This window comes from Corynebacterium ammoniagenes DSM 20306, from assembly GCF_001941425.1.
Taxonomy (GTDB): domain Bacteria; phylum Actinomycetota; class Actinomycetes; order Mycobacteriales; family Mycobacteriaceae; genus Corynebacterium; species Corynebacterium ammoniagenes.
The window spans coordinates 1,046,678-1,067,098 of the sequence record NZ_CP009244.1 but is presented as its reverse complement, the minus strand read 5'-3'; the positions used below and the strand labels follow the sequence as shown (position 1 = coordinate 1,067,098).

General features: G+C 53.9%; 16 protein-coding genes. 5 read left to right on the top strand and 11 right to left on the bottom strand.

The window, feature by feature from the left end; all coding sequences use genetic code 11:
- Positions 1 to 2: 2 nt before the first annotated feature.
- From CAMM_RS04880 to ctaC, 8 genes are all read right to left on the bottom strand, one after another.
- Entirely contained in the window at positions 3 to 1,067 is a 1,065-nt protein-coding gene (locus tag CAMM_RS04880; RefSeq protein WP_147581042.1) for a C40 family peptidase, read from the bottom strand.
- Between the two features lie 312 nt (positions 1,068 to 1,379).
- Positions 1,380 to 2,003: a C40 family peptidase gene (locus CAMM_RS04875; protein ID WP_003845193.1), complete on the bottom strand. Its 624-nt coding sequence runs from the start codon at positions 2,001 to 2,003 to the stop codon at positions 1,380 to 1,382.
- Positions 2,004 to 3,210: 1,207 nt separating this feature from the next.
- Positions 3,211 to 4,833, bottom strand: a complete 1,623-nt coding sequence (qcrB, locus tag CAMM_RS04870) for a cytochrome bc1 complex cytochrome b subunit (protein ID WP_003845191.1) — start codon at positions 4,831 to 4,833, stop codon at positions 3,211 to 3,213.
- Positions 4,833 to 6,053, bottom strand: a complete 1,221-nt coding sequence (qcrA, locus tag CAMM_RS04865) for a cytochrome bc1 complex Rieske iron-sulfur subunit (protein ID WP_003845189.1) — start codon at positions 6,051 to 6,053, stop codon at positions 4,833 to 4,835. The genes qcrB and qcrA overlap by 1 nt, the downstream gene beginning before the upstream one ends.
- Positions 6,050 to 6,946 carry a cytochrome bc1 complex diheme cytochrome c subunit gene (qcrC, locus tag CAMM_RS04860; protein ID WP_003845188.1) on the bottom strand — a complete coding sequence of 299 codons (897 nt, stop codon included), beginning with the start codon at positions 6,944 to 6,946 and terminating at the stop codon, positions 6,050 to 6,052. Before qcrC ends, qcrA begins: the two co-directional genes overlap by 4 nt.
- Positions 6,947 to 7,028: 82 nt before the next feature.
- The gene (gene ctaE / locus CAMM_RS04855) at positions 7,029 to 7,640 is read right to left on the bottom strand and encodes an aa3-type cytochrome oxidase subunit III (protein ID WP_197736768.1); all 612 of its coding nucleotides are present in this window, start codon (positions 7,638 to 7,640) and stop codon (positions 7,029 to 7,031) included.
- A 561-nt stretch (positions 7,641 to 8,201) separates the two neighbouring features.
- Complete coding sequence (gene ctaF, locus CAMM_RS04850) at positions 8,202 to 8,633, bottom strand: aa3-type cytochrome oxidase subunit IV (RefSeq protein ID WP_003845185.1); 432 nt, start codon at positions 8,631 to 8,633, stop codon at positions 8,202 to 8,204.
- 20 nt (positions 8,634 to 8,653) lie between these two features.
- The gene (gene ctaC, locus CAMM_RS04845; protein WP_003845183.1) at positions 8,654 to 9,748 is read right to left on the bottom strand and encodes an aa3-type cytochrome oxidase subunit II; all 1,095 of its coding nucleotides are present in this window, start codon (positions 9,746 to 9,748) and stop codon (positions 8,654 to 8,656) included.
- A 381-nt stretch (positions 9,749 to 10,129) separates the two neighbouring features.
- On the opposite strand from ctaC, the gene asnB reads away from it, so the two are divergent.
- A complete protein-coding gene (gene asnB, locus CAMM_RS04840; RefSeq protein ID WP_040354297.1) occupies positions 10,130 to 12,046 on the top strand; it encodes an asparagine synthase (glutamine-hydrolyzing) in 1,917 nt (638 codons plus the stop codon).
- Between the two features lie 121 nt (positions 12,047 to 12,167).
- Here asnB and CAMM_RS04835 read toward each other — a convergent pair whose 3' ends face one another.
- Positions 12,168 to 12,512 carry a HesB/IscA family protein gene (locus CAMM_RS04835; RefSeq protein ID WP_003845178.1) on the bottom strand — a complete coding sequence of 115 codons (345 nt, stop codon included), beginning with the start codon at positions 12,510 to 12,512 and terminating at the stop codon, positions 12,168 to 12,170.
- A gap of 266 nt (positions 12,513 to 12,778) precedes the next feature.
- On the opposite strand from CAMM_RS04835, the gene CAMM_RS04830 reads away from it, so the two are divergent.
- Both CAMM_RS04830 and CAMM_RS04825 read left to right on the top strand, forming a co-directional pair.
- Positions 12,779 to 13,480, top strand: coding sequence for a DUF3043 domain-containing protein (locus CAMM_RS04830; protein WP_003845177.1), 702 nt, complete (start codon positions 12,779 to 12,781; stop codon positions 13,478 to 13,480).
- Between the two features lie 9 nt (positions 13,481 to 13,489).
- Positions 13,490 to 14,494, top strand: a complete 1,005-nt coding sequence (locus CAMM_RS04825) for a nicotinate-nucleotide--dimethylbenzimidazole phosphoribosyltransferase (protein WP_003845175.1) — start codon at positions 13,490 to 13,492, stop codon at positions 14,492 to 14,494.
- Between the two features lie 88 nt (positions 14,495 to 14,582).
- Here CAMM_RS04825 and CAMM_RS04820 read toward each other — a convergent pair whose 3' ends face one another.
- Positions 14,583 to 15,683: a branched-chain amino acid aminotransferase gene (locus CAMM_RS04820; RefSeq protein WP_040354295.1), complete on the bottom strand. Its 1,101-nt coding sequence runs from the start codon at positions 15,681 to 15,683 to the stop codon at positions 14,583 to 14,585.
- An 84-nt stretch (positions 15,684 to 15,767) separates the two neighbouring features.
- Between CAMM_RS04820 and CAMM_RS04815 the strand changes: the two genes are divergently transcribed.
- Positions 15,768 to 17,258 (top strand): leucyl aminopeptidase, encoded by a 1,491-nt coding sequence (locus tag CAMM_RS04815; RefSeq protein WP_040354291.1) that lies wholly within the window; start codon positions 15,768 to 15,770, stop codon positions 17,256 to 17,258.
- A gap of 68 nt (positions 17,259 to 17,326) precedes the next feature.
- Here CAMM_RS04815 and CAMM_RS04810 read toward each other — a convergent pair whose 3' ends face one another.
- Positions 17,327 to 17,752 carry a hypothetical protein gene (locus CAMM_RS04810; protein WP_040354289.1) on the bottom strand — a complete coding sequence of 142 codons (426 nt, stop codon included), beginning with the start codon at positions 17,750 to 17,752 and terminating at the stop codon, positions 17,327 to 17,329.
- 380 nt (positions 17,753 to 18,132) lie between these two features.
- On the opposite strand from CAMM_RS04810, the gene sucB reads away from it, so the two are divergent.
- Positions 18,133 to 20,250, top strand: a complete 2,118-nt coding sequence (gene sucB, locus CAMM_RS04805) for a 2-oxoglutarate dehydrogenase, E2 component, dihydrolipoamide succinyltransferase (RefSeq protein WP_075761524.1) — start codon at positions 18,133 to 18,135, stop codon at positions 20,248 to 20,250.
- Positions 20,251 to 20,421: the final 171 nt, after the last annotated feature.

The following is a 20,421-nucleotide window of genomic DNA, read 5'->3' as shown; positions in this document are numbered from 1 at the left end:
CGTTAGTAGCGCGAGGCACCGGAAATAGGCATGGAGTCCACAGGGACGACCTGAACTGGAACGCCGTACGTCGACGCATGAACAATCTGGCCGTTACCGATGTACATTCCGACGTGGGTGACACCTGGGAAGTAGCCCACGAGATCACCTGGCTGCAGTTCATCAACGGATACCGACTGGCCACCGGCGATCTGTGCCTGGGAGGTGCGCGGAATGGTCTTACCGTGCTGCTGGTAGGCCCAGTACATCAAACCGGAGCAATCAAAAGAGTCGGGGCCAGCTGCACCCCAGTCATAAGGAGAGCCCTGCTTGGATAGCGCTGCGGCTACTGCACCTGATGCATTGGCTCCGAGCTCTGCTAGATCCACCTTGCCCAGCGGGCTATTTTGATTCTCCCAAGCCTCGCGCAATTCCGGGCTTAAAGAATCCACCCGCTCTTCAATCTCCTGCTGGCGCTTCTTCAGATCATCACGGTCTGCCACAACGGCATCACGCTTCTTTTCCAGATCTGCCTTAATCTTTTCGGCCTCTGCGACAGCATCAGCCGCCTGCGCGCGTGATTCCTGCGCCGCATTCGAGATATCCGCGATCGAATCTAAAGAACGCTTGGCATCACGAGAAATGGCTCCCAAGTACCCCAAGCGCTCAACAGCGCTGGTTGGATCCCCGGAGTTAAGAGTGGCAATGAAAGGATCCAAGGTGTCCCCGCGGTAGCGCGACTGCGCGATGCTATCGACGTTGATTTGCTGAGCCTTCAGCATTTCTTCTGCATCCCCGGCAGCTTGGGAGGCCTGCTGTGCCACGGCTTCGAGGTCTACCAGCTCTTGTTCTTGCGCGGCCAGTTCATCTTCTAAGGCCTTGACCTCTTCATTTTTGGCAGAGACTTCTCGCGCGACCTGGCCGACTTGTTCAATAAGACCGGAGACATCCTCCGTCTGGACGTTGTCGACTTCTTGTGCCTCGGCAGAGGGCATGGCAATCGTGTGCGCACCTAGCGCTGCACAAAGGGTAAACGCCGAAACAGTGGCCGCGAAGCGACCACGGGAGGAACCAAACACTAGTGGCACGGTAAGACTTTCTGACTGCAGAGCTTTTAATACTCAAGTAACTATAATGACGAAGCTTCGATTAATCCAGCTTTAAGTTACAACTTTGATAGACACCACAATTACGAACATCACCTGCAAAAACAACTAACATTTCCACAGCGACTAGAAGTCTATACATTCGCGACAAAGCTAGTAAAGTACTGGATTTTGGCTGGGAAATTCATCGACGACTTAGCAGGAATTAAGTATAAGACAACGAAAAAGCCTCCCACCGCTTCCGGAATACACCGGAGTTGGTAGAAGGCTTTAAGTCACGCGCAGCTTTAGCTATTAGAAGCGAACTGCGGAGTGAATTGGCATGTAGTCGAGCGGACGCTCGGAAACAGTGGAGCCAGAGTTCAGGGAGTCCACGATAGTGCCGTTGCCGACGTAGATGCCAACGTGGGATGCGCCGCCGTAGTAAGCAACGATGTCACCTGGCTGCAGGTCGGAGATAGCCACTGGGGTACCACCGGAAGCCTGAGCCTGGGAAGTACGTGGGATTTCCTTACCAGCCTGAGCGTATGCCCAAGAGGTCAGACCGGAGCAGTCGAAGGTGCTTGGACCAGCTGCGCCCCAGCCGTATGGGGAACCAATCTTGGAGTAGACAGCGTCAACCACCTGCTGACCGGTGCTGCTAGTTGCTGGCTGAGCAGGTGCCTCTGCCGAGTAGTTAGTGGTAGAGGTGGTTTCCTGTGCGGACAAGGAAGGAACGTACTGGTCAACGTTCGGGATCTGGTCGATGTTTGGAACATTCTCCAGACCTTCTACATTGAAGGAGTAGTCAGTGTTAGGAACTACTACTTCTGCTGCGTTAGCAGCTGCTGGGCCGGCAAGAGTTGCTACGGCCGCGATTGCGGTGGTGCCTGCGATACGACGAACGGTCTTAACGTTCTGACGACGGTGCTGTGCCACGAAATAAACTCCAAATCATCTTGCGCGTCTACTCCGACACATTTTCATGAGCGTTCCCGAAAACATTTACAGCAGCAATTGCCGTTTACAATCAAACAGTGAACTCACTATGTTGTGTTCGTAGCTCTGGCCCTAAGGTGTGGGCCTAACGTTCTTTGGAAAGCTTCACCTTGAAGCTAACCTCCGCTCGGCCCCACCAATATGAAGGTGGAACCAGATACGACGCTTTAAGTTGTTGTTATTCAAATTGGCTACCGGGTTGGTAACGCAATGTCTCAAACAGGTTACGAAACAATCACAAACTTTGTCGAGTTTTGAAGTGTGCGTGTCGCCGTTATCGTCTCGTTACCTTATCGATATCTAAAATTTCCCTGTTTTAGTTTCCGCACGCAATATCTTTAGCCCCAACACAAAACTGAGAAAAACCTAGCACTTGCTGGACTAAAGCAGGCGATCATATACCTTTAATGACAAATCTAAATTTCACGAGACGATCGATCACTCATAACAAATCCCATTTGTGCCATTACTCACATAGTTGCACCATTTGCCCCAAACACAGCATTTGTAACACCAAAGGCAGACACAGATAGACAAAACGCAACGTGCAAATGAGAGCGTGTCATCCCCAGACACGGCCCAATGTTTGGTGCTTCGTGCCGAATAAACTCCAGCCACTGCTTCCGCTACGCCACGACAACTAATTAGACCAGTGGCATTCTCTCCTTATATATAAGGAGAAAGTACTGCGATCAACGCATCTCGTAGCCAAGCCCGTGCACCACCAATCGGCGAACGAAACCACCGAGAGAGACAGAAACAGCCCACAATTCCCCTACAGGCGTTTGCATGAACTAAACCGTCCGTTGCCCCCATCAGCGTGCCGCGAGCCCCCTGGTGGCCATCCAGAACAACGGGCGCACACCACATCGCCTAGTAGTTACCCTTACAAGCAAAGGGACGGGGTTATGCGCCTGAGCCTCCTGCGGCACCTCACTGCGGCACACAGGTCCGCTAACACTGCCTGATTGAGCCGGGATAACGTAGCCGTGCCCAAGAAGAACAACGAGGGGCAACCCTGGCTCTGACTCCAACTTCTATTGAGCTGACCTACGGTTCGTTGCCTAGAAATAGCGAAACCCGCTGGGCTACTTCTAGGAAGTAACTCAGCGGGTTGTGAGCGCTTTAGGTTTCTAAACTTACAAGGTTAGATGAAACCGTTTTCTTCGTCATCGCGACGGTTGGCTTCGTTCAAACGACGCAGCATTTCTGTTTCTTCAGCTGCATTGTCTGAGTGGTGCTCGTGGACGCGACGCATCAGGTCAGGATCGTCTGGGGAGAAGGTACCCTGCACCTCGGAGTCAGCCAGACCCAATTGGTTGAGCTGCTTCGGTACGTAGGAACCCGAGTACTCCAGTGGGACTGCGTGGCCGTGCTCATCAACAGGACCCAGTGGCTGGTGAACCTCAATGAAGGCACCGTTTGGCAGCTGCTTGATGACACCGGTCTCGATGCCGTGCTCTAGGACCTCACGGTCAGAGCGTTGCAGACCAACACAGACAGAGTAAGTAATCCAGTATGCCAGTGGAGGCAGTACAACTAGACCGATACGTCCAACCCAGGTCATCGCGTTCAGCGAAATCTGGAAGAAGTGAGCGACGTGGTCGTTACCACCGGACATGGTTACCAGCAGGAAGAAGGTAATGGCCATTGCACCGATTGCGGAACGAACTGGAACGTCGCGTGGACGCTGCAGCAAGTTGTGGTGCGCATCGTCGCCGGTCATCTTCTTCTCAATGAATGGGTATGCAATCAAGAGCACAACCATCAGACCACACAGCAGTGCGACCCAGAATGCAGACGGAATGGTGTAGTTACCGAGGTAGAGCTCCCAAGCCGGCATAACACGGGCAACACCGTCAGTCCACAGCATGTAGATATCCGGCTGCGAACCAGCAGAAACTTGGGACGGGTTATATGGTCCAAGGTTCCAAATCGCGTTAATCGTAAGCAGACCAGACATCAGAGCCAGGACACCAGCGGTAATCAAGCCCATTGCAATTGCCTTCGTAGCGAAGACAGGCAGGATTCGAACGCCAACAACGTTGTTCTCCGCACGACCAGGTCCAGGGAACTGGGTGTGCTTCTGGAACCATACGAGCAGAACGTGAGCTGCGATCAAGCCCAAGATAATGCCCGGCAGAATCAGAACGTGAAGGATGTAGAAACGGTCCAGCATCAAGTCTGATGGGAAGTCGCCACCGAAAATAGCCCAGTGCATCCAGGTACCGATAATCGGCAGACCCAAGATAATCGCGGACATAATACGGAGACCAACACCAGAGAGCAGGTCATCTGGAAGGGAGTAACCCATGAAGCCTTCGACCATGCCCAACAGGATCAAGGAACAACCGATGATCCAGTTAGCTTCACGCGGACGACGGAACGCACCGGTAAAGAAGATGCGACCCATGTGAGCCACCATGGCCATCATGAACATCAGTGCAGCCCAGTGGTGCATCTGACGGACAAACAAGCCACCGCGAACCTCAAAGGAAATATCCAACGCGGTTGCGTATGCACGAGACATCTCCACACCATTAAGCGGAGTGTAGGCGCCGTCGTAGATGACCTTCGTAATGGAAGGGTCAAAGAATAGTGCAAGGTAGACACCCGTCAGCAACAAAATAATGAAGCTGTACAGGGCGACTTCACCAAGCATGAATGACCAGTGCGTTGGGAAGACCTTGTTGATCTGGGTTCGTACGACACCTGCGGCGGGAAGCCTAGTGTCGAGATTATTACCAATATTTCCGAGTTTATTGCTCATTATGACTTACGCTCCCAGAATGCCGGGCCGACAGGCTCGATGAAGTTGCCCCGTGCCACGAGGTAGCCCTCTTCGTCCACGGTGATCGGCAGCTGTGGCAGTGCACGAGCAGCAGGTCCGAAGACCGGCTTGCCGTACTGCAAAGCGTCGAACTGCGACTGGTGGCAAGGGCACAGGATTCGGTTGGTCTGAGCCTCGTACAGCGAGGTTGGGCAACCGATGTGAGTACAAATCTTTGAGTACGCATAGTAATCGCCGTAGTGGAAGTCTTCCTGACCTTCACGCTCAATTGCGTTCTGCGCATCTTCGTGACGCAGACGAATCAACATAACGGCGTTGCGGTTACCGTGAATGGAGTGCATGTGGTTTTCGTATACGTCCTTTTGTGGATCGTATAGCTCACCGTCATTGACGTCAGATGCAGCCAATGGGAATACAGTCTCCATACCACCAGCAGCAAGATCCTCAGGTTTTACACGAACCAGACGGGATACGCCCTGGGTGGTGTAATGGCTACCGGATTCGCCTTCGTGGAACTCAGCAATAGTGCCAGTGTCACGTGCGAGGTAGAGCTTGACGCCCTTTTCCTGCAGCGTCCAGCCAGAGGTCCACAAGGTGCCGTCGCCCATGTAGTTGAGTTCATGACGCTTGCGCCATGGGTCGCGGATCATGCCGCCCAAAGGAGCAACGACAACCAAGCCGAAGAGCACTGCTGCTCCGCCAAGAAGACCCTGCATGGTCTTACGACGACCAAGAGTGGAAGTCTTCCAGGAGTCGTTCAGAAGAGCGGTCAGAGTACGACGGTCAATCTCATCGGAAGGACCGTCGTGGCGACGCTGTACCGAAATCTCTTCCGGCATAATCTTCTTCACGAACTGAACGATGGCAAAGCCCAAAGCGATAATGGACACACCAGCGGTCAGACCAAGCAGTGGGGTGTAAAGGTTGTGCCAAATCAGGCCTTCTTCACCGTGGACCTTGAATTCCCACGGCCAGAAGATGTAGATGCCCAGGAAAGCCAGAGCACTGATGACCGCAATAACCAACCAAATGTTGATTCCGCGAGCGGAACGCTTTTCAGCCGGATCGCCGGCGACTGGGAAACGCTCCTTGCGGAACGCTACAGTCACGTCGTCCAATTCAGTGCCAAGGGCTGCGAGCTCTTCGTTGCTCATTCCCTTGAGTTCATCATCGGTGTAGTTTCTATTTACATTGCTCATGAACGCGATCCCATCCACATTGCAGCAGCACACAGTGCGGTGATGCCGATAATCCACATAGCCAGACCTTCAGCTACTGGGCCAAGACCACCAAGGCCCCAACCGGCTGGGGAAGGAGTCTCGCTTGCAGACTTGATGTAAGCGATGAGGTCCTTCTTCTCATCAGCAGAGAGCTGACGGTCGGAGAACTTAGGCATGTTTTGTGGGCCAGTGAGCATAGCCTGGTAGATTTCCTGCTCGTTTGCAGGTCCAAGCGGTGGTGCGTACTTACCGGAGGACAAGGAACCGCCCTTGCCGGTGAAGTTGTGGCAGGATGCACAGTTCATACGGAACAGTTCGCCACCACGGGCAACGTCCTCAGACTGAATCTGACCGTTGTAGTTGGAACCACGAAGTTCTTCCATCGCAATGGAGCCGTCTTCGTTGTACACAATGTCAGGTCCGCCACCGTTGGCTGCTACATATGCGGCAAGAGCAAGAGTCTGCTGCTCGGTGTAGCGAGGAGTCTTGCGCTCAGCCTGAGCGTCATTCGACATCATCGGCATACGACCGGAGTGAACCTGGAAGTATACGGAGCCCGCACCAACGCCAATCAGCGAAGGGCCGCGATCTTCGACACCCTGCAGGTTTGCACCGTGGCAAGTAATACACGCCACGTCGTAGATGTCATTGCCCTCTTGAATAAGAGCCTGATCGTCACGCTGTGCGGTCGCAACTTGCGCGTCTGGGGTTAACGCGGTTGCCAGTACACCTGCGCCAGTAAGTCCAACGGTCAAAGCAAAGGCGCCAGCGAGGGTTCGCTTGACCTTGCGGTTGCGCCGCTTCTTCTTTGCCCCGACAGCTTCGGGCTGTACGCCCGGCTGCTCGGGAACTGGAGTGGAATTCGTATCCATCAGTTTCCTTATTTATGTTCGTTTCGCGGAAAGTGAATGGCTTTCGGCCGTCACTTAAGTTTTGAAACCCGGTATGTCGGGCTTACTGAACTAGGTAGATAACGACAAACACGCCAATCCAAATAACGTCCACGAAGTGCCAGTAGTAAGAAACTGCCATAGCGGCGGTTGCCTGTGCCGGCGTGAACTTGGATTTCGCGGTACGCATCATAATGACAATGAAGGCCACAATGCCCGCAGACACGTGAATTGCGTGGAAGCCAGTCAAGATGTAGAAGACTGAGCCAAATACGCTGGACTGAATAGTCACACCGTGGTGGATCATCTCGTACCACTCGTAACCAACAATGCAGATAAAGATAAGACCCAGCATGATGGTTACTGCGTACCAGACGCGAAGCTTATAAACGTCACCCCTTTCTGCTGAGAAGACGCCCAACTGAGATGTAACGGAGGAGAGGATCAAGATCGTGGTGATCAAGAAACCCATCGGCACATTGAGCTGAGCAGTTTGCTCAGCCCAGTCGCCGCCCTGGCCGTTAGCGCGCGATGTGAACCACATCGCGAACAGTCCGGCGAAGAACATCAATTCCTGAGACAGGAACACGATGGTGCCTACGCTGACCAAATTGGGTCGGTTCAACGTAGCAACACGTGGTGCTGCCATACCTTGGTTTGAAACTGCGCTCGTCACGCCTACTAGTATGGCTGTTTTAAACCCCTAAGTCATCTCATTCCCCCCGATCCGCTTATTGCTTTTTCACCCCGCATTCAGCTTCTTTCGAGGAATTCAGCAAACTCTCCGTCTCTTCGGACTGGGCACTTATATTGGATATCCAAAGTCTTCATCATTAACGCTGGTCATCGATTCAATTCCACGCCCCCATAGATACCGACCGAAAACCCATCAGCTCCTTGGACAGAACCAGCGCCGGTTTGCAACCACCAGCAGTCAGCGGGTCTTGTTAGAAAAATCACATCCCCCTTATGTCCGGATGCCCATATTTGCAACTTTCGGTTGACCCCCGCACTGAAAAGCCGCTCACGTGCACGTTTAGGGTTTTACACGTCATTTTATGCAGTGATTTCGCTGCCTGCCCTCCCCCGCCCCGGCACCAAATCCTGCATTTTCCAAGTATTTCTAGTTTTCGTGGAACTATTTGGGAACCTATCCGACGCACGTCAAAGCCCCCACCTACAAGGAGTAAGTGAGGGCTTGAGAAGTTTGACGCGAAGTTACGTACTTAGCAAACGATTAGTGCTTTTCCTTTGGCATGCCGTACTGCAGGGACAGCATGGTCGCAGACCAAGCCAGCAGTACCAAACCAAGCACGATCATCCACAAGAAGTAGAAGGCCAGTCCGTAACCCAGGACCGCAATCGACATAGACATGACGAATGGCCAGATGGAGCCTGGGGAGAAGAAACCGTAGATACCAGAGGCATCTTCAACTTCAGCCTCTTCCCAGTCTTCGGGAAGAACATCTACTCCGCGGTCGGTGATGTGAAAGTAGCCACCGAGCATGAAGGAGAAGAGGACCGCCATAACGAAGGCAACGATACCTACAGATTCCGCGCCGCCGCGAGAAGCGTCATTATCCATGTAGGCGGTGCCCAATGCGTACAGCACCAGCGCGATGAAGAGATAGACGCCGATTGAGTAGAAAGTTTTTGCACTAGCTTTCATGTCTAGTTACTCCTTTTCCCTTATGCCTTAGCGCTAACGTCCACCGCGTTGTCACCGTCGCGAGTTCCCTCACGGGTGCTGTTGAACGGAGCGGTGCTGGTTGCGTATGGGTCTTCACCAATGGAAGCCAGTGCCTCAGAGTTAGGAGCATCAGGATTATCAATGCGGAACTGCATGTATTCCTGGAACGCTTCTGGACTTACGGTACGAAGCTCAAAGTTCATCATTGAGTGGTAAGTACCGCACATCTCTGCACAGCGGCCTACGAATGCGCCTTCTTCAGTAATTTCAGAAATCTGGAAGCTACGCTCCTGCTGGTTAGCCTCTGGGTGAGCGTAGGTATCACGCTTGAACAGGAACTCAGGTACCCAGAACGAGTGGGATACGTCGCCGGATGCCAAACGGAACTCGATTGGAGTATTGGTTGGCAGTACCAAGACTGGAACCTCGTCGGTGGTACCCAGGGTCTCAATCTCATTGAAGTTCAAGTAAGAAAGGTCACCCATCGACTGTCCGTGAATTGGGTTGGCATTCTTCATGTCTTCTGGATCGGTTGCCGCTGCCTCAGCCTGAGCCTGCCGCTCGTCATCGCGACCGTCATATTCGGAACCAGTTGGAGAAACCTCAGAAGCCAAGTTGGCGTAACCGAACTTCCAGTTCCACTGGAAAGCGGTGACGTCTACGGTCACTTCCGGGTCCTTATCAAGGGCAACAACCTTTTGCTGGGTCTGAACGTTGAAGAAGAACAGAACCATAATGATAATGACTGGAATAACCGTTAAGGCTAGCTCTAACGGCACGTTGTACTGCAAAGCCTTGGGGAATTCCCCCAGGCCCTTCTTTTTCGCGCGCTTCGCCGACCAACGGAAAATCGCCACGAGGAAAAAGCCCCACATGATGATACCGATGATCCAGGCCACTACCCAGACCCAGATCCAGTAGTTGTGCATGGCGTGAGCCTCAGGGGTAATACCGTCTGGCCAACCGAAGCCGAGAATGTTACTCATTGCCTGTGGTGGAGCAACCTCACAACCTGCCAAAGCGGCGCCGCCTAGCGCCAAAGCGCCAGCTAGCCCAACCTTGCGGGTAATGGTGCGCTCTTTACGCTGTCCCACGTGTGTTCTACCTTTCTGTCCACACAAACTTCCCAAACGCATCTGCTTTCACACAGAGCATTCCTATCCATTGAGGATAGTGCATTCAGGCAGGTTCTTATGCTTTCTCACATCAGTGTAAGGAAGCATAAGAACTACCTGAGAGTGGCATTCAAAAAGTATGTTACCGCCCGACCAGCCAAATGGCTCATTGGCACCCCCACCCGCTCAACCGTCGCTGTTACTCAATTCACAGCACTTTATGTGGGATATCATCCGAAAGTTTGCACCTTTAAGGGGAAAGCTACTTTAACCCGCGCCCCGTTCATAGTTTTGCGGTCAATGGCCGTAAAGTTATTGGTCAAGTAGAAGACCGCAACTATAAAGGAGTACTAGTCACCTATGTGTGGACTCTTGAGCATGCTCACCGCAAAGGGCACCGCTGCAGAATATGTTAATGCAGTCGAGGGAAGCCTGGAATGCATGTACCACCGCGGGCCGGACGCCGCAGGCACGTGGAACGACGACGATGCGGTCTTTGGCTTCAACCGCTTGTCCATTATTGACCTGGAGCATTCTCACCAGCCACTGCGCTGGGGCCCCGAAGACAACCCAGAGCGCTATGCGCTGACGTTTAACGGCGAAATTTACAACTACATCGAGTTGCGAGAAGAACTCAAAGGTTACGGCTACACCTTTAATACTGAAGGTGACGGCGAACCAATTGCCGTGGGCTATCACCACTGGGGCAAGGATGTAGTCAATCATCTTCGCGGCATGTTTGGCATCGTCATCTGGGATACCGAAAATAAGGTCATGTTCGCAGCGCGCGACCAATTCGGTATTAAGCCTTTGTACTACGCCACCACTGAAGCGGGAACCGTATTCGCTTCAGAGATGAAGTCCATCCTGGAGCTCGCACCGGCTCTGAATCTAGACTTGGGACTAGACAAGCGCGCTATTGAGCACTACATCGATCTCCAGTACGTTCCTGAACCCGAATCGCTGCACGCAAATATCCGCCGCGTCGAGTCTGGATGCACGGTCACCCTATCCCCTGGCGGGAAGGTCATCTCCGACCGCTATTTCAAGCCGGAATTTCACACCGTCAAGGTTGACGACGAGCAAAAGCTGTACGACCGCATTGCGGATGCCCTGGAAGATAGCGTCGCCAAGCACATGCGCGCGGATGTTACCGTCGGCTCCTTCCTCTCTGGCGGCATTGACTCCACCGCCATTGCGGCACTGGCCAAGCGTCACAACCCAGACTTGCTGACCTTTACCACTGGCTTCGAGCGCGAAGGCTATTCGGAAGTAGACGTTGCGGCAGAGTCTGCACAAGCAATCGGTGCAGAACACATCGTTAAAGTGGTCTCTCCGGAAGAATATGCCGACGCCATCCCCAAGATCATGTGGTACTTGGACAACCCGGTTGCCGATCCTTCCCTCGTTCCGCTGTACTTCGTCGCCGCGGAAGCTCGCAAACACGTCAAGGTTGTTCTCTCCGGTGAAGGTGCTGACGAGCTCTTTGGTGGCTACACCATCTATAAGGAGCCACTGTCTCTTGCTCCTTTTGAAAAGATTCCGTCCCCACTGCGTCAAGGTCTCGGTAAGCTTTCCCGAATCCTGCCCGACGGCATGAAGGGTAAGTCCTTGCTCGAGCGTGGCTCGATGTCCATGGAACAGCGCTACTACGGCAACGCCCGCTCTTTCAATTTCGAGCAAATGAAGCGTGTTATTCCATGGGCTCGCCCCGAGTGGAACCACGAAGAGGTCACCGCTCCGATCTACGCTCAGTCGGAGCACATGGATCCAGTAGCACGAATGCAGCACTTGGATCTGTTTACCTGGATGCGCGGAGACATCTTGGTCAAGGCTGACAAGATGAATATGGCCAATTCTTTGGAACTTCGTGTCCCATTCTTGGACAAAGAAGTATTCAAGGTCGCCGAATCCATTCCGCATGAATACAAGATTGCTCGCGGCACCACCAAGTACGCACTGCGCAAGGCGCTCGAGCAGATTGTTCCTCCGCACGTCTTGCACCGTAAGAAGTTGGGCTTCCCTGTACCGATGCGCCACTGGCTCGCAGGCGATGAGCTCTTTGGCTGGGCACAAGACACCATCAATGAGTCACAAACTGATGACATCTTTGACCGCGCGGCAGTACTCGAAATGCTCAAAGAACATCGCGATGGTATCTCCGATCACTCACGACGTCTGTGGACTGTCTTGTCCTTTATGATCTGGCACGGCATCTTCGTCGAAGAGCGTATCGATCCGAATATCGAGCGCCAGGACTACCCGGTCAAGCTCTAAGCCACTGAAGCTTACAGACAAAAGAAGTCGGCCTTCTCAGAATTCCGAAGAACTGAGAAGGCCGACTTCTTTGTATTTAATTATCGCTTTCAGTTACCGAGAGGCTGAAAGCTGCGGTGTTTTAGTTGAAGGAGTCACCGCATGCGCAGGAGCCACCGGAATTAGGGTTGTCGATGGTAAAGCCCTGCTGTTCGATGGTGTCTGCAAAGTCAATCTTTGCGCCCATCAGGTAAGGCACGCTCATCTTGTCAACGACCAAGTTGATGCCACCGACGGCGTCGCTCTTGTCGCCATCCAAGGTGCGGTCATCAAAGTACAGCTGGTAGCGCAGACCAGCACAGCCACCAGGCTGTACCGCGATACGCAAGGAGAGGTCATCGCGACCTTCCTGGTCGAGCAGAGACTTTGCCTTCGAAGCCGCGGCCTCAGTCAAAATTACGCCAGTTGCAGATGCTGGAGCAGTCATGTTTTCTCCCCTAACTTTAACGAGAGTGTCGAATTGTGTAATACGTCGTCTGTGACCATCATAGCCAGAACGGAGCTTCCGTACTTTCTACCCAGTCTGTTATGCCCCTACCCTACTCCGAATTAAATTTTCGCAAAAGGAGGGCGTCGACTTAATTCAAGTATGGCAACAGTTACTTTGCACAACGCCGCCGACTTCGTAACTATTCCCGACTTTGCCATGAGGCTATTCCCACCTTTAAGTTAAAGCCTTGTAACCTAAGCACTGTGAAGTTACCGTGGCAAAAAGATTCTAAGTCAGATGACTCCTCCGTCTTTGAGGGCAAAAACTCTCAAACTGACGGAGTCGAAGTCTCATCCTCTGAGGTAGAGGACAATGTACCCAAGGGCTATACCCCGCCTAAAGGCCGCCCCACTCCTAAGCGCGACGAGCAAGAAATCGCTCGTGGTGTCAAGCGCGATCCTAGAGGTGCATCCTCTGCGCAGTTGTCGCAAAACCGCAAGAAGCTGAAGGCTTCCATGTCTAAGGAAGAGTGGAAGGAATATAAGCAAAAAGAGCGCGAAGAACGACGTGAGCAAAACCGCATCACCCAGGAGCGCATGGCTTCCGGTGATGAGCGCTATTTAATGCCGCGAGATAAGGGCGAAGTTCGCGCATTCGTACGCGACTTCATTGATTCCCGCCGGTTTATCAACGAATGGGCTATGCCTGCGGCATTGGTCATGTTGCTCATTATGTTCTTGGGCACCGTGGCACCGTCGTTTGCCAATATTTCTTCGATCATCGCGATGGTCTTCATCGTCGTCTTGCTGGTTGAAGGTGTCTACTTGGGCCGTTCCGCGAACAAGGCTGTGCGCAAGGCCTTCCCAGGCACCACGGAAGCCGGATGGTCACTTGGTTTCTACGCCTACTCACGCGCGACGCAGCCGTATAGGTGGCGTACTCCCCGTCCACGCGTGAAGCGATAAAATCTACTCATGCTTGAATTTGCCGCTGTCCCCGCACCCGATGCTCAGGCCCGCGCTGCTGTTGCCACTGCGTTGCACGCCACCCCGCGCGGTCTGAGCTTGGGTCGTTTTGCAGATCCCGCCATCTGGTTGGCAGGTTGTCAGGCAGAAGTACCTGCGCAGGCGATTCGCCGCGCCCGCGTCATTGTCTTTGCCAGCACCAATGCCATCGCGCAACGTACCTTCCAAGGCCATGGTCTATCTGCCTTTGCCCCAGCCGCTACCGGCGAACAGGTTGCAGAGGTAGCAGGAAATGTGGGACCCATTCATCGTCTAGCAATTGCTGGCGATGCCAGCGTTGAGCTGGTAGAAACCAACATCACCTCCGCTGCCATCGATGTGGACAATGGCTTATCCCCGGAACAATTTGCTGCGGCGACCACACTTGGCAAAGACACCGCGGATAGAGAAATTGATGCCGGCGCGGACTTGCTCATCCCGGCCGATCTGGCTGTAGCTAATACCACTGTGGCAGCTGCCGTGATGGGCGTGTTGTCCCGGACCGAACCCGTGGCCATCGTGGGACCTGGTTCAGGCACCACGGATGCGATGTGGAAGACCAAGGTCACGGTCATTCGCGATGCCATGTTTAGAGCTCGTCATGTTGCCACGGACGCACAGGAGCTTTTGCAAGTTATTGGTAATGCTGACTTGGCGGCCGAAGCCGCACTGATTGCGCAAGCTGCCACACGGCGCACCCCAGTGCTGGTTTCGGGAATGTTTACTGCCGTTGCCGCGGTACTAGCAGAACGCCTCGCCCCGGGCACACACGCTTGGTGCTACGCCGCTGATATCACCGCTGAGCCCGCACACGTTCTGGCTTTGCAGGATTTGGACCTAGAACCCCTGCTTAATCTTGATATGTCCGTCGGGCAAGGGCTGGGAGCATTGACTGTCTTGCCAATGATCCGCTCCAGCCTTGAGCTCGTCAGCGATGAAGTCTTAAGTGTTTCCACGGCTTTAAACCAGCAGTAAGGCCCGGGTGTAAAGCCCGGAGGTACGAAAAGTCCCGTGAAAAGTACTGTACGAGCTACTTTTCACGGGACTTTCTGCATTGGTTTTACTACACCAGCGTGTACAACCAATCGTGGCTGTCCTCGACGCTGCCGCGCTGAATGCCGGTCAGGCGCTCCCGCATAGCCATGGTGATCTCACCTGGTTCGTTGTTATTGACCTCGAAGTCGACGTCGTTGCCCAAGACCTTGCCTACAGGAGTAATGACTGCGGCGGTACCTGCGGCGAAAGCTTCAGTCATCGCGCCGGATTCGACATCATCTCGCCATTCCTTTGCGGTGATGCGGCGCTCTTCGACCTTAAGGCCCATGTCCTTGGCGACCTGCAGCAGAGAATCACGCGTGATTCCAGCCAACAAGGACCCTGACAGCGCAGGGGTAACTACGGTGGCATCGTCGCCGGAGCCGTACACGAAGAAAAGGTTCATGCCACCCATTTCTTCGATGTACTTGCGCTCAATGCCATCGAGCCAGACCACCTGGTCGCAGCCCTTTTCCTCCGCCTGTGCTTGAGCCAGCAAAGATCCGGCATAGTTGCCGGCAAACTTCGCTGCACCGGTGCCACCTGGTGCGGCGCGGACATAATCGGTCGACAGCCAGACGGAGACAGGCTTTACGCCGCCTTTAAAGTACGCACCCGCAGGTGAAGCAATGACATAGTAACGGTAAGCATTAGCTGGTGCGACCCCCAGTGAAACCTCCGTGGAGATCATGAAAGGACGCAAGTACAGCGATGCTTCCCCACCTGCTGGCGGTACCCACGCGTTGTCGATAGCAACCAACTGCTCCAGCGAGGCGATAAAGTCCTCGACAGGCAACTGGGGCATCGCCAAGCGTTCTGCTGAGCGCATCATGCGCTCGCCGTTCATCTGGGGGCGGAAGGTAGCAATGGAACCATCTGCTTGACGGTAGGCCTTGATGCCTTCGAAAATCGCTTGACCATAATGCAGCACCGTGGTCGCAGGGTCCATCGGGATAGCTTCATAAGGACGTACCTGCGCGTTGTGCCAACCTTGATCCTCAGTCCAATCAATGGTGACCATGTGATCGGTGAAGTACTGGCCAAAACCAGGGTTTGACATAATTTCTGCCAAACGTTCTTCGGAGGTGGGATTAGGGGACGGATTTACCGAATATGTAAGCGATGTCATGCACTCTAATCTACTCCCCGCGTTAATTTGGTTAAGCTTGGAGGTTAGATAATTATCAATACCCCACTCAAGGAGGACACACACGTGACTGTCGTGGCATCATCTTTGCCCACTGTAAAGCTAGAAAAATCAACTCCATCTAAAGCAAATATCCTGGTTATCCCCACTTTCCGCGGCGAAGAGGGCGTGGAGCTTCCTAGTACCGCATTGGTGGGTAGCTCTGAATTAAAGTCGACTCTGCACGCGTTGACCGCTGTGGGCGCCAAGGGTAAGTCGGGCGAGATTATCCGCATCCCAGCACCCCAGGGTGTCAAGGCGGACTCGATTGTTGCGGTTGGCTTGGATAAGCCAGAATCACTTGACGATGAAGCGGTGCGCCGCGCCGCCGGCAACGTTGCGCGCACACTGGTGGGACAAAAACATGTTGCCACGACCTTGGGTGATTTCGGCCTGGCTGCCACGGTAGAAGGGCTCATCCTGGGTGGTTATTCCACCCGCGGTATCCGTTCCACCAAGGCTGACGCCGATGAAGCCCCGGTGAAGGTCACCATTGTCTCCAACGAGGACAAAGATGTCTTTAACGCTGCGGTCATCGGCGCCGAAGCCGTCGCGTTTGCCCGCACCTTGACCAATACCCCATCCAATGAGCTCTACCCTGCTTCTTATGCCAAGTACCTCAAAAACGAGGCCACCAAGGCAGGTCTTGAGGTCGAGGTCTTGGATAAGAAGGAATTGAAAAAGCAAGGCTTCGGCGGCATCTTGTCCGTCGGTCAGGGCTCGTCCCGCGCACCACGCTTGGTGCGTTTAGAGTGGAATCCAAAATCAGCCAAGAAGTCCGTGGCCCTGGTCGGCAAGGGCATTACCTTTGACACCGGCGGTATCTCGCTCAAGCCTGGTGCGGGCATGTGGGACATGATCTCCGATATGGGTGGCTCCGCCGCGGTTGCTGGTGCCACCATCGCCGCTGCCAAGCTCAACCTTCCTGTCAAGGTCACCGCGTACTTGCCGCTGGCAGAAAACATGCCATCCGGTGATGCCACCCGCCCTGGCGACGTCATCACTCACTACGGTGGTTTGACCTCCGAGGTGCTCAACACCGACGCCGAAGGTCGCCTAGTGCTTGCCGATGCCATCGCGCGCGCCTGCGAGGACAACCCGGATTACCTCATCGAAACCGCAACGCTTACCGGCGCACAGATGGTTGCTTTGGGCTCCCGCACCGCCGGTGTCATGGGCTCTGATGAGTTCCGCGACCGCGTTGCTGAACTCGGCCGCTCGGTCGGCGAAAACGCCTGGGCTGTTCCACTTCTGGAAGAGCACGAGGAAGAAATTAAGTCGAAGGCTGCCGATATCCGCAATATCAACGCCAAGCGCGAAGGCGGCATGCAGTTCGCTGGTACGTACCTCGCACAGTTTGTCACTGACGATGTCGAGTGGGCACACATTGACGTAGCTGGCCCCTCTTGGAATGGCGGTGCTGCTCGTGGCTACACCACTCCGCGTGCCACTGGTGTTCCGGCACGCACCATCATCGCCGCGCTGCAGGATATCGCTGCAGAAAAGAAGGACAAGTAATACGGCTAAATAAACGCCGCTGAAGCTTGCTATAGCCAGTTCGCGCCACAGTAGGTGGTGCGCACTGGTTATTTTTCTTCTGCCTCCCTGCCCTCTTGACGAGCTTGCTGGGCTTGCCGGGCATCAAATGCTTTTCGACGCTCGCGTTGTTCCTCCCGACGTCGCAAAATCCTCTCGCGTTCCAAACGCTCACGCATACGCTGCGGGTAACCGGTTTCTTCTACGTCATAGACAGGACATCCTAAAAGCTTGCCCACGGTGTCAATCCCCTTAGGCCCACCAATGGGCCGTCGGATAAATGCGCCGGTTTCATCAACGAGCACCACCGACATCTCATTGACCACGGTCTCCGGTTCCACAAAAGCTTCAATAAAACCGCGACGGCTAGCCCACGCGCTCAACTCCTGCGCATCATGTTTGCGGATGGTTTCTCCGGGCGCTCGTGGTGGTCTCAGAGTTGACTTCGACCTATTTCTGCGAAATGGGTTAAACACAATCGTCCATTCTAGTCATGCCTGCTTTTTACTAATACAACTTCTAAAGCGCGCAGCAAGTTCCACGGAGAATAGACAATCCACGCCAGCCCAGACGAATTTGGCAGCACGCTGGAAATCACCTGATAGAAGTTTGCCGGGCAATATCAAACTTTTGTACAACTAAAGAAAATCACCAATGCAAACAAATAAAATCAAAAGCGCATACAATAAACTGTTGAAAGCAACCCATTTCCCTTCACGCGGGGTTATAAACGGGGCTAGTTGGAACACCCATTGAAGGATTAAGTGGGATCCTGCGGGCACCGTTATAAGCCACGCGGTAGTCTGGGCTAAAAGCTTCCGTAAATTCTTACAATGTTCAAGGAGTCTTATTACTCATGGCGTACTCCGTTGAGATGCCCGAGCTGGGCGAGTCCGTAACAGAGGGCACTATTACCCAGTGGCTGAAGTCCGTCGGCGACACCGTCGAAGCAGACGAACCGTTGCTCGAAGTTTCCACCGACAAGGTCGATACTGAGATTCCTTCTCCAGTATCTGGTACTTTGCTGGAAATTAAGGCAGAAGAAGACGACACCATTGATGTCGGCTCTGTCATCGCAATCATCGGTGATGAGGATGAATCCGCTGGTTCTTCTGATTCTTCCGACTCTGATGATTCTGAGGAGTCTTCTTCCCAGGAGGAAGAGTCTGATTCGGCCGAAGAGTCTTCCTCTTCCGATTCTGATGATTCTGCTTCTGCAGCATCCGGTGATGCCACCGATGTAGAAATGCCAGAACTCGGCGAATCCGTCACCGAAGGCACCATTACCCAGTGGCTCAAGTCCGTCGGCGACACCGTCGAAGTAGACGAACCACTACTCGAGGTCTCCACCGACAAGGTCGATACCGAGATCCCTTCCCCAGTAGCAGGCACCCTGGTCGAAATCCTCGCGGACGAAGACGACACCATCGATGTCGGCTCCGTCATCGCACGCATCGGCGACGAAAACGCCAATCCAGCGTCCGACGACAAGAAGGACGAGCCTAAGGAAGAGCCGAAGAAGGAAGAAGAGTCCGAGTCCGCTGAAGAGTCCTCCTCTTCCGATTCTGATGATTCTGCTTCTGCAGCATCCGGTGATGCCACCGATGTAGAAATGCCAGAACTCGGCGAATCCGTCACCGAAGGCACCATTACCCAGTGGCTCAAGTCCGTCGGCGACACCGTCGAAGTAGACGAACCACTACTCGAGGTCTCCACCGACAAGGTCGATACCGAGATCCCTTCCCCAGTAGCAGGCACCCTGGTCGAAATCCTCGCAGACGAAGACGACACCATCGACGTCGGCTCCGTCATCGCACGCATCGGCGACGAAAACGCCAAGCCAGCGTCCGACGACAAGAAGGACGAGCCAAAGGAAGAACCTAAGAAGGAAGAGTCCAAGAAGGAAGCTCCGAAGAAGGAAAAGCCCAAGGCTGAACCTAAGAAGGAGCAGCCAAAGAAGGAAGCTCCGAAGAAGGAAGCTGCGGAAAAGGCCGAGAAGTCTGCTCCGAAGTCCTCCTCGAAGGTCAACTCCGGCGACAACGTTCCTTATGTCACGCCACTGGTTCGCAAGCTGGCTGACAAGCATGGCATCGACCTCAACACCGTCGAAGGCACGGGCGTTGGCGGACGCATCCGCAAGCAGGACGTCCTGGCTGCGGCAGAAGGCGGCGCTTCCAGCTCCTCCGATTCTGCAGCCCCAGCTGGCGAGCGTTCCAACTGGTCCACCAAGTCGGTTGACCCTGCTAAGCAGGAACTGATTGGCACCACTGCCAAGGTCAACCGCATCCGTGAGATCACCGCTACCAAGATGGTGGAATCGCTGCACATTACTGCGCAGCTAACCCACGTTCAGGAAGTGGATATGACCGCTGTGGCAACGCTGCGTAAGAAGGCGAAGCCAGCGTTCGTCGATAAGTACGGTGCAAACCTGTCCTTCTTGCCAATCATCGTCAAGGCAACCGCTGAGGCACTGGTCTCCCACCCGAACGTCAATGCGTCCTACAACCCTGAGACCAAGGAGATGACCTACCACTCCGACGTCAACATTGCTATTGCAGTTGATACCGAACGTGGTCTGCTCACCCCTGTTATCCAAAAGGCTCAGGATCTGACCTTGCCGGAGATTGCTCAGGCTATCGCTGACTTGGCTGACCGTGCTCGCAACAACAAGCTGAAGCCAGACGATCTGACTGGCGCAACCTTTACTGTGACCAACATTGGCTCGGAAGGCGCCCTGCTGGATACTCCAGTCTTGGTTCCACCACAGGCCGGTATCTTGGGCACCGCAGTAATTGAAAAGCGCCCAGTGGTCATCACCGAAGATGGTCAGGATGCAATCGCTATCCGCCAGATGTGCTACCTGCCATTTACTTACGACCACCAGGTTGTAGATGGTGCAGATGCAGGTCGCTTCGTCACCACCATCAAGGACCGCCTTGAGACTGCTGACTTCGAGTCCGACCTTGGCCTTTAAGGTTTAAGCTGAAGAATTTGCTGTAGCCAATAACGCCCAGGCGCTATGACACAAAGCCGCTGTGTAGAAATTTCTACACAGCGGCTTTGTGGTTTTCTTACACCCAGCTCTACCTTTCGGGGGTGTTCAAACCTAGCATTTTGTCGTTGCTAGCTTTGCAAGCGTTATAAA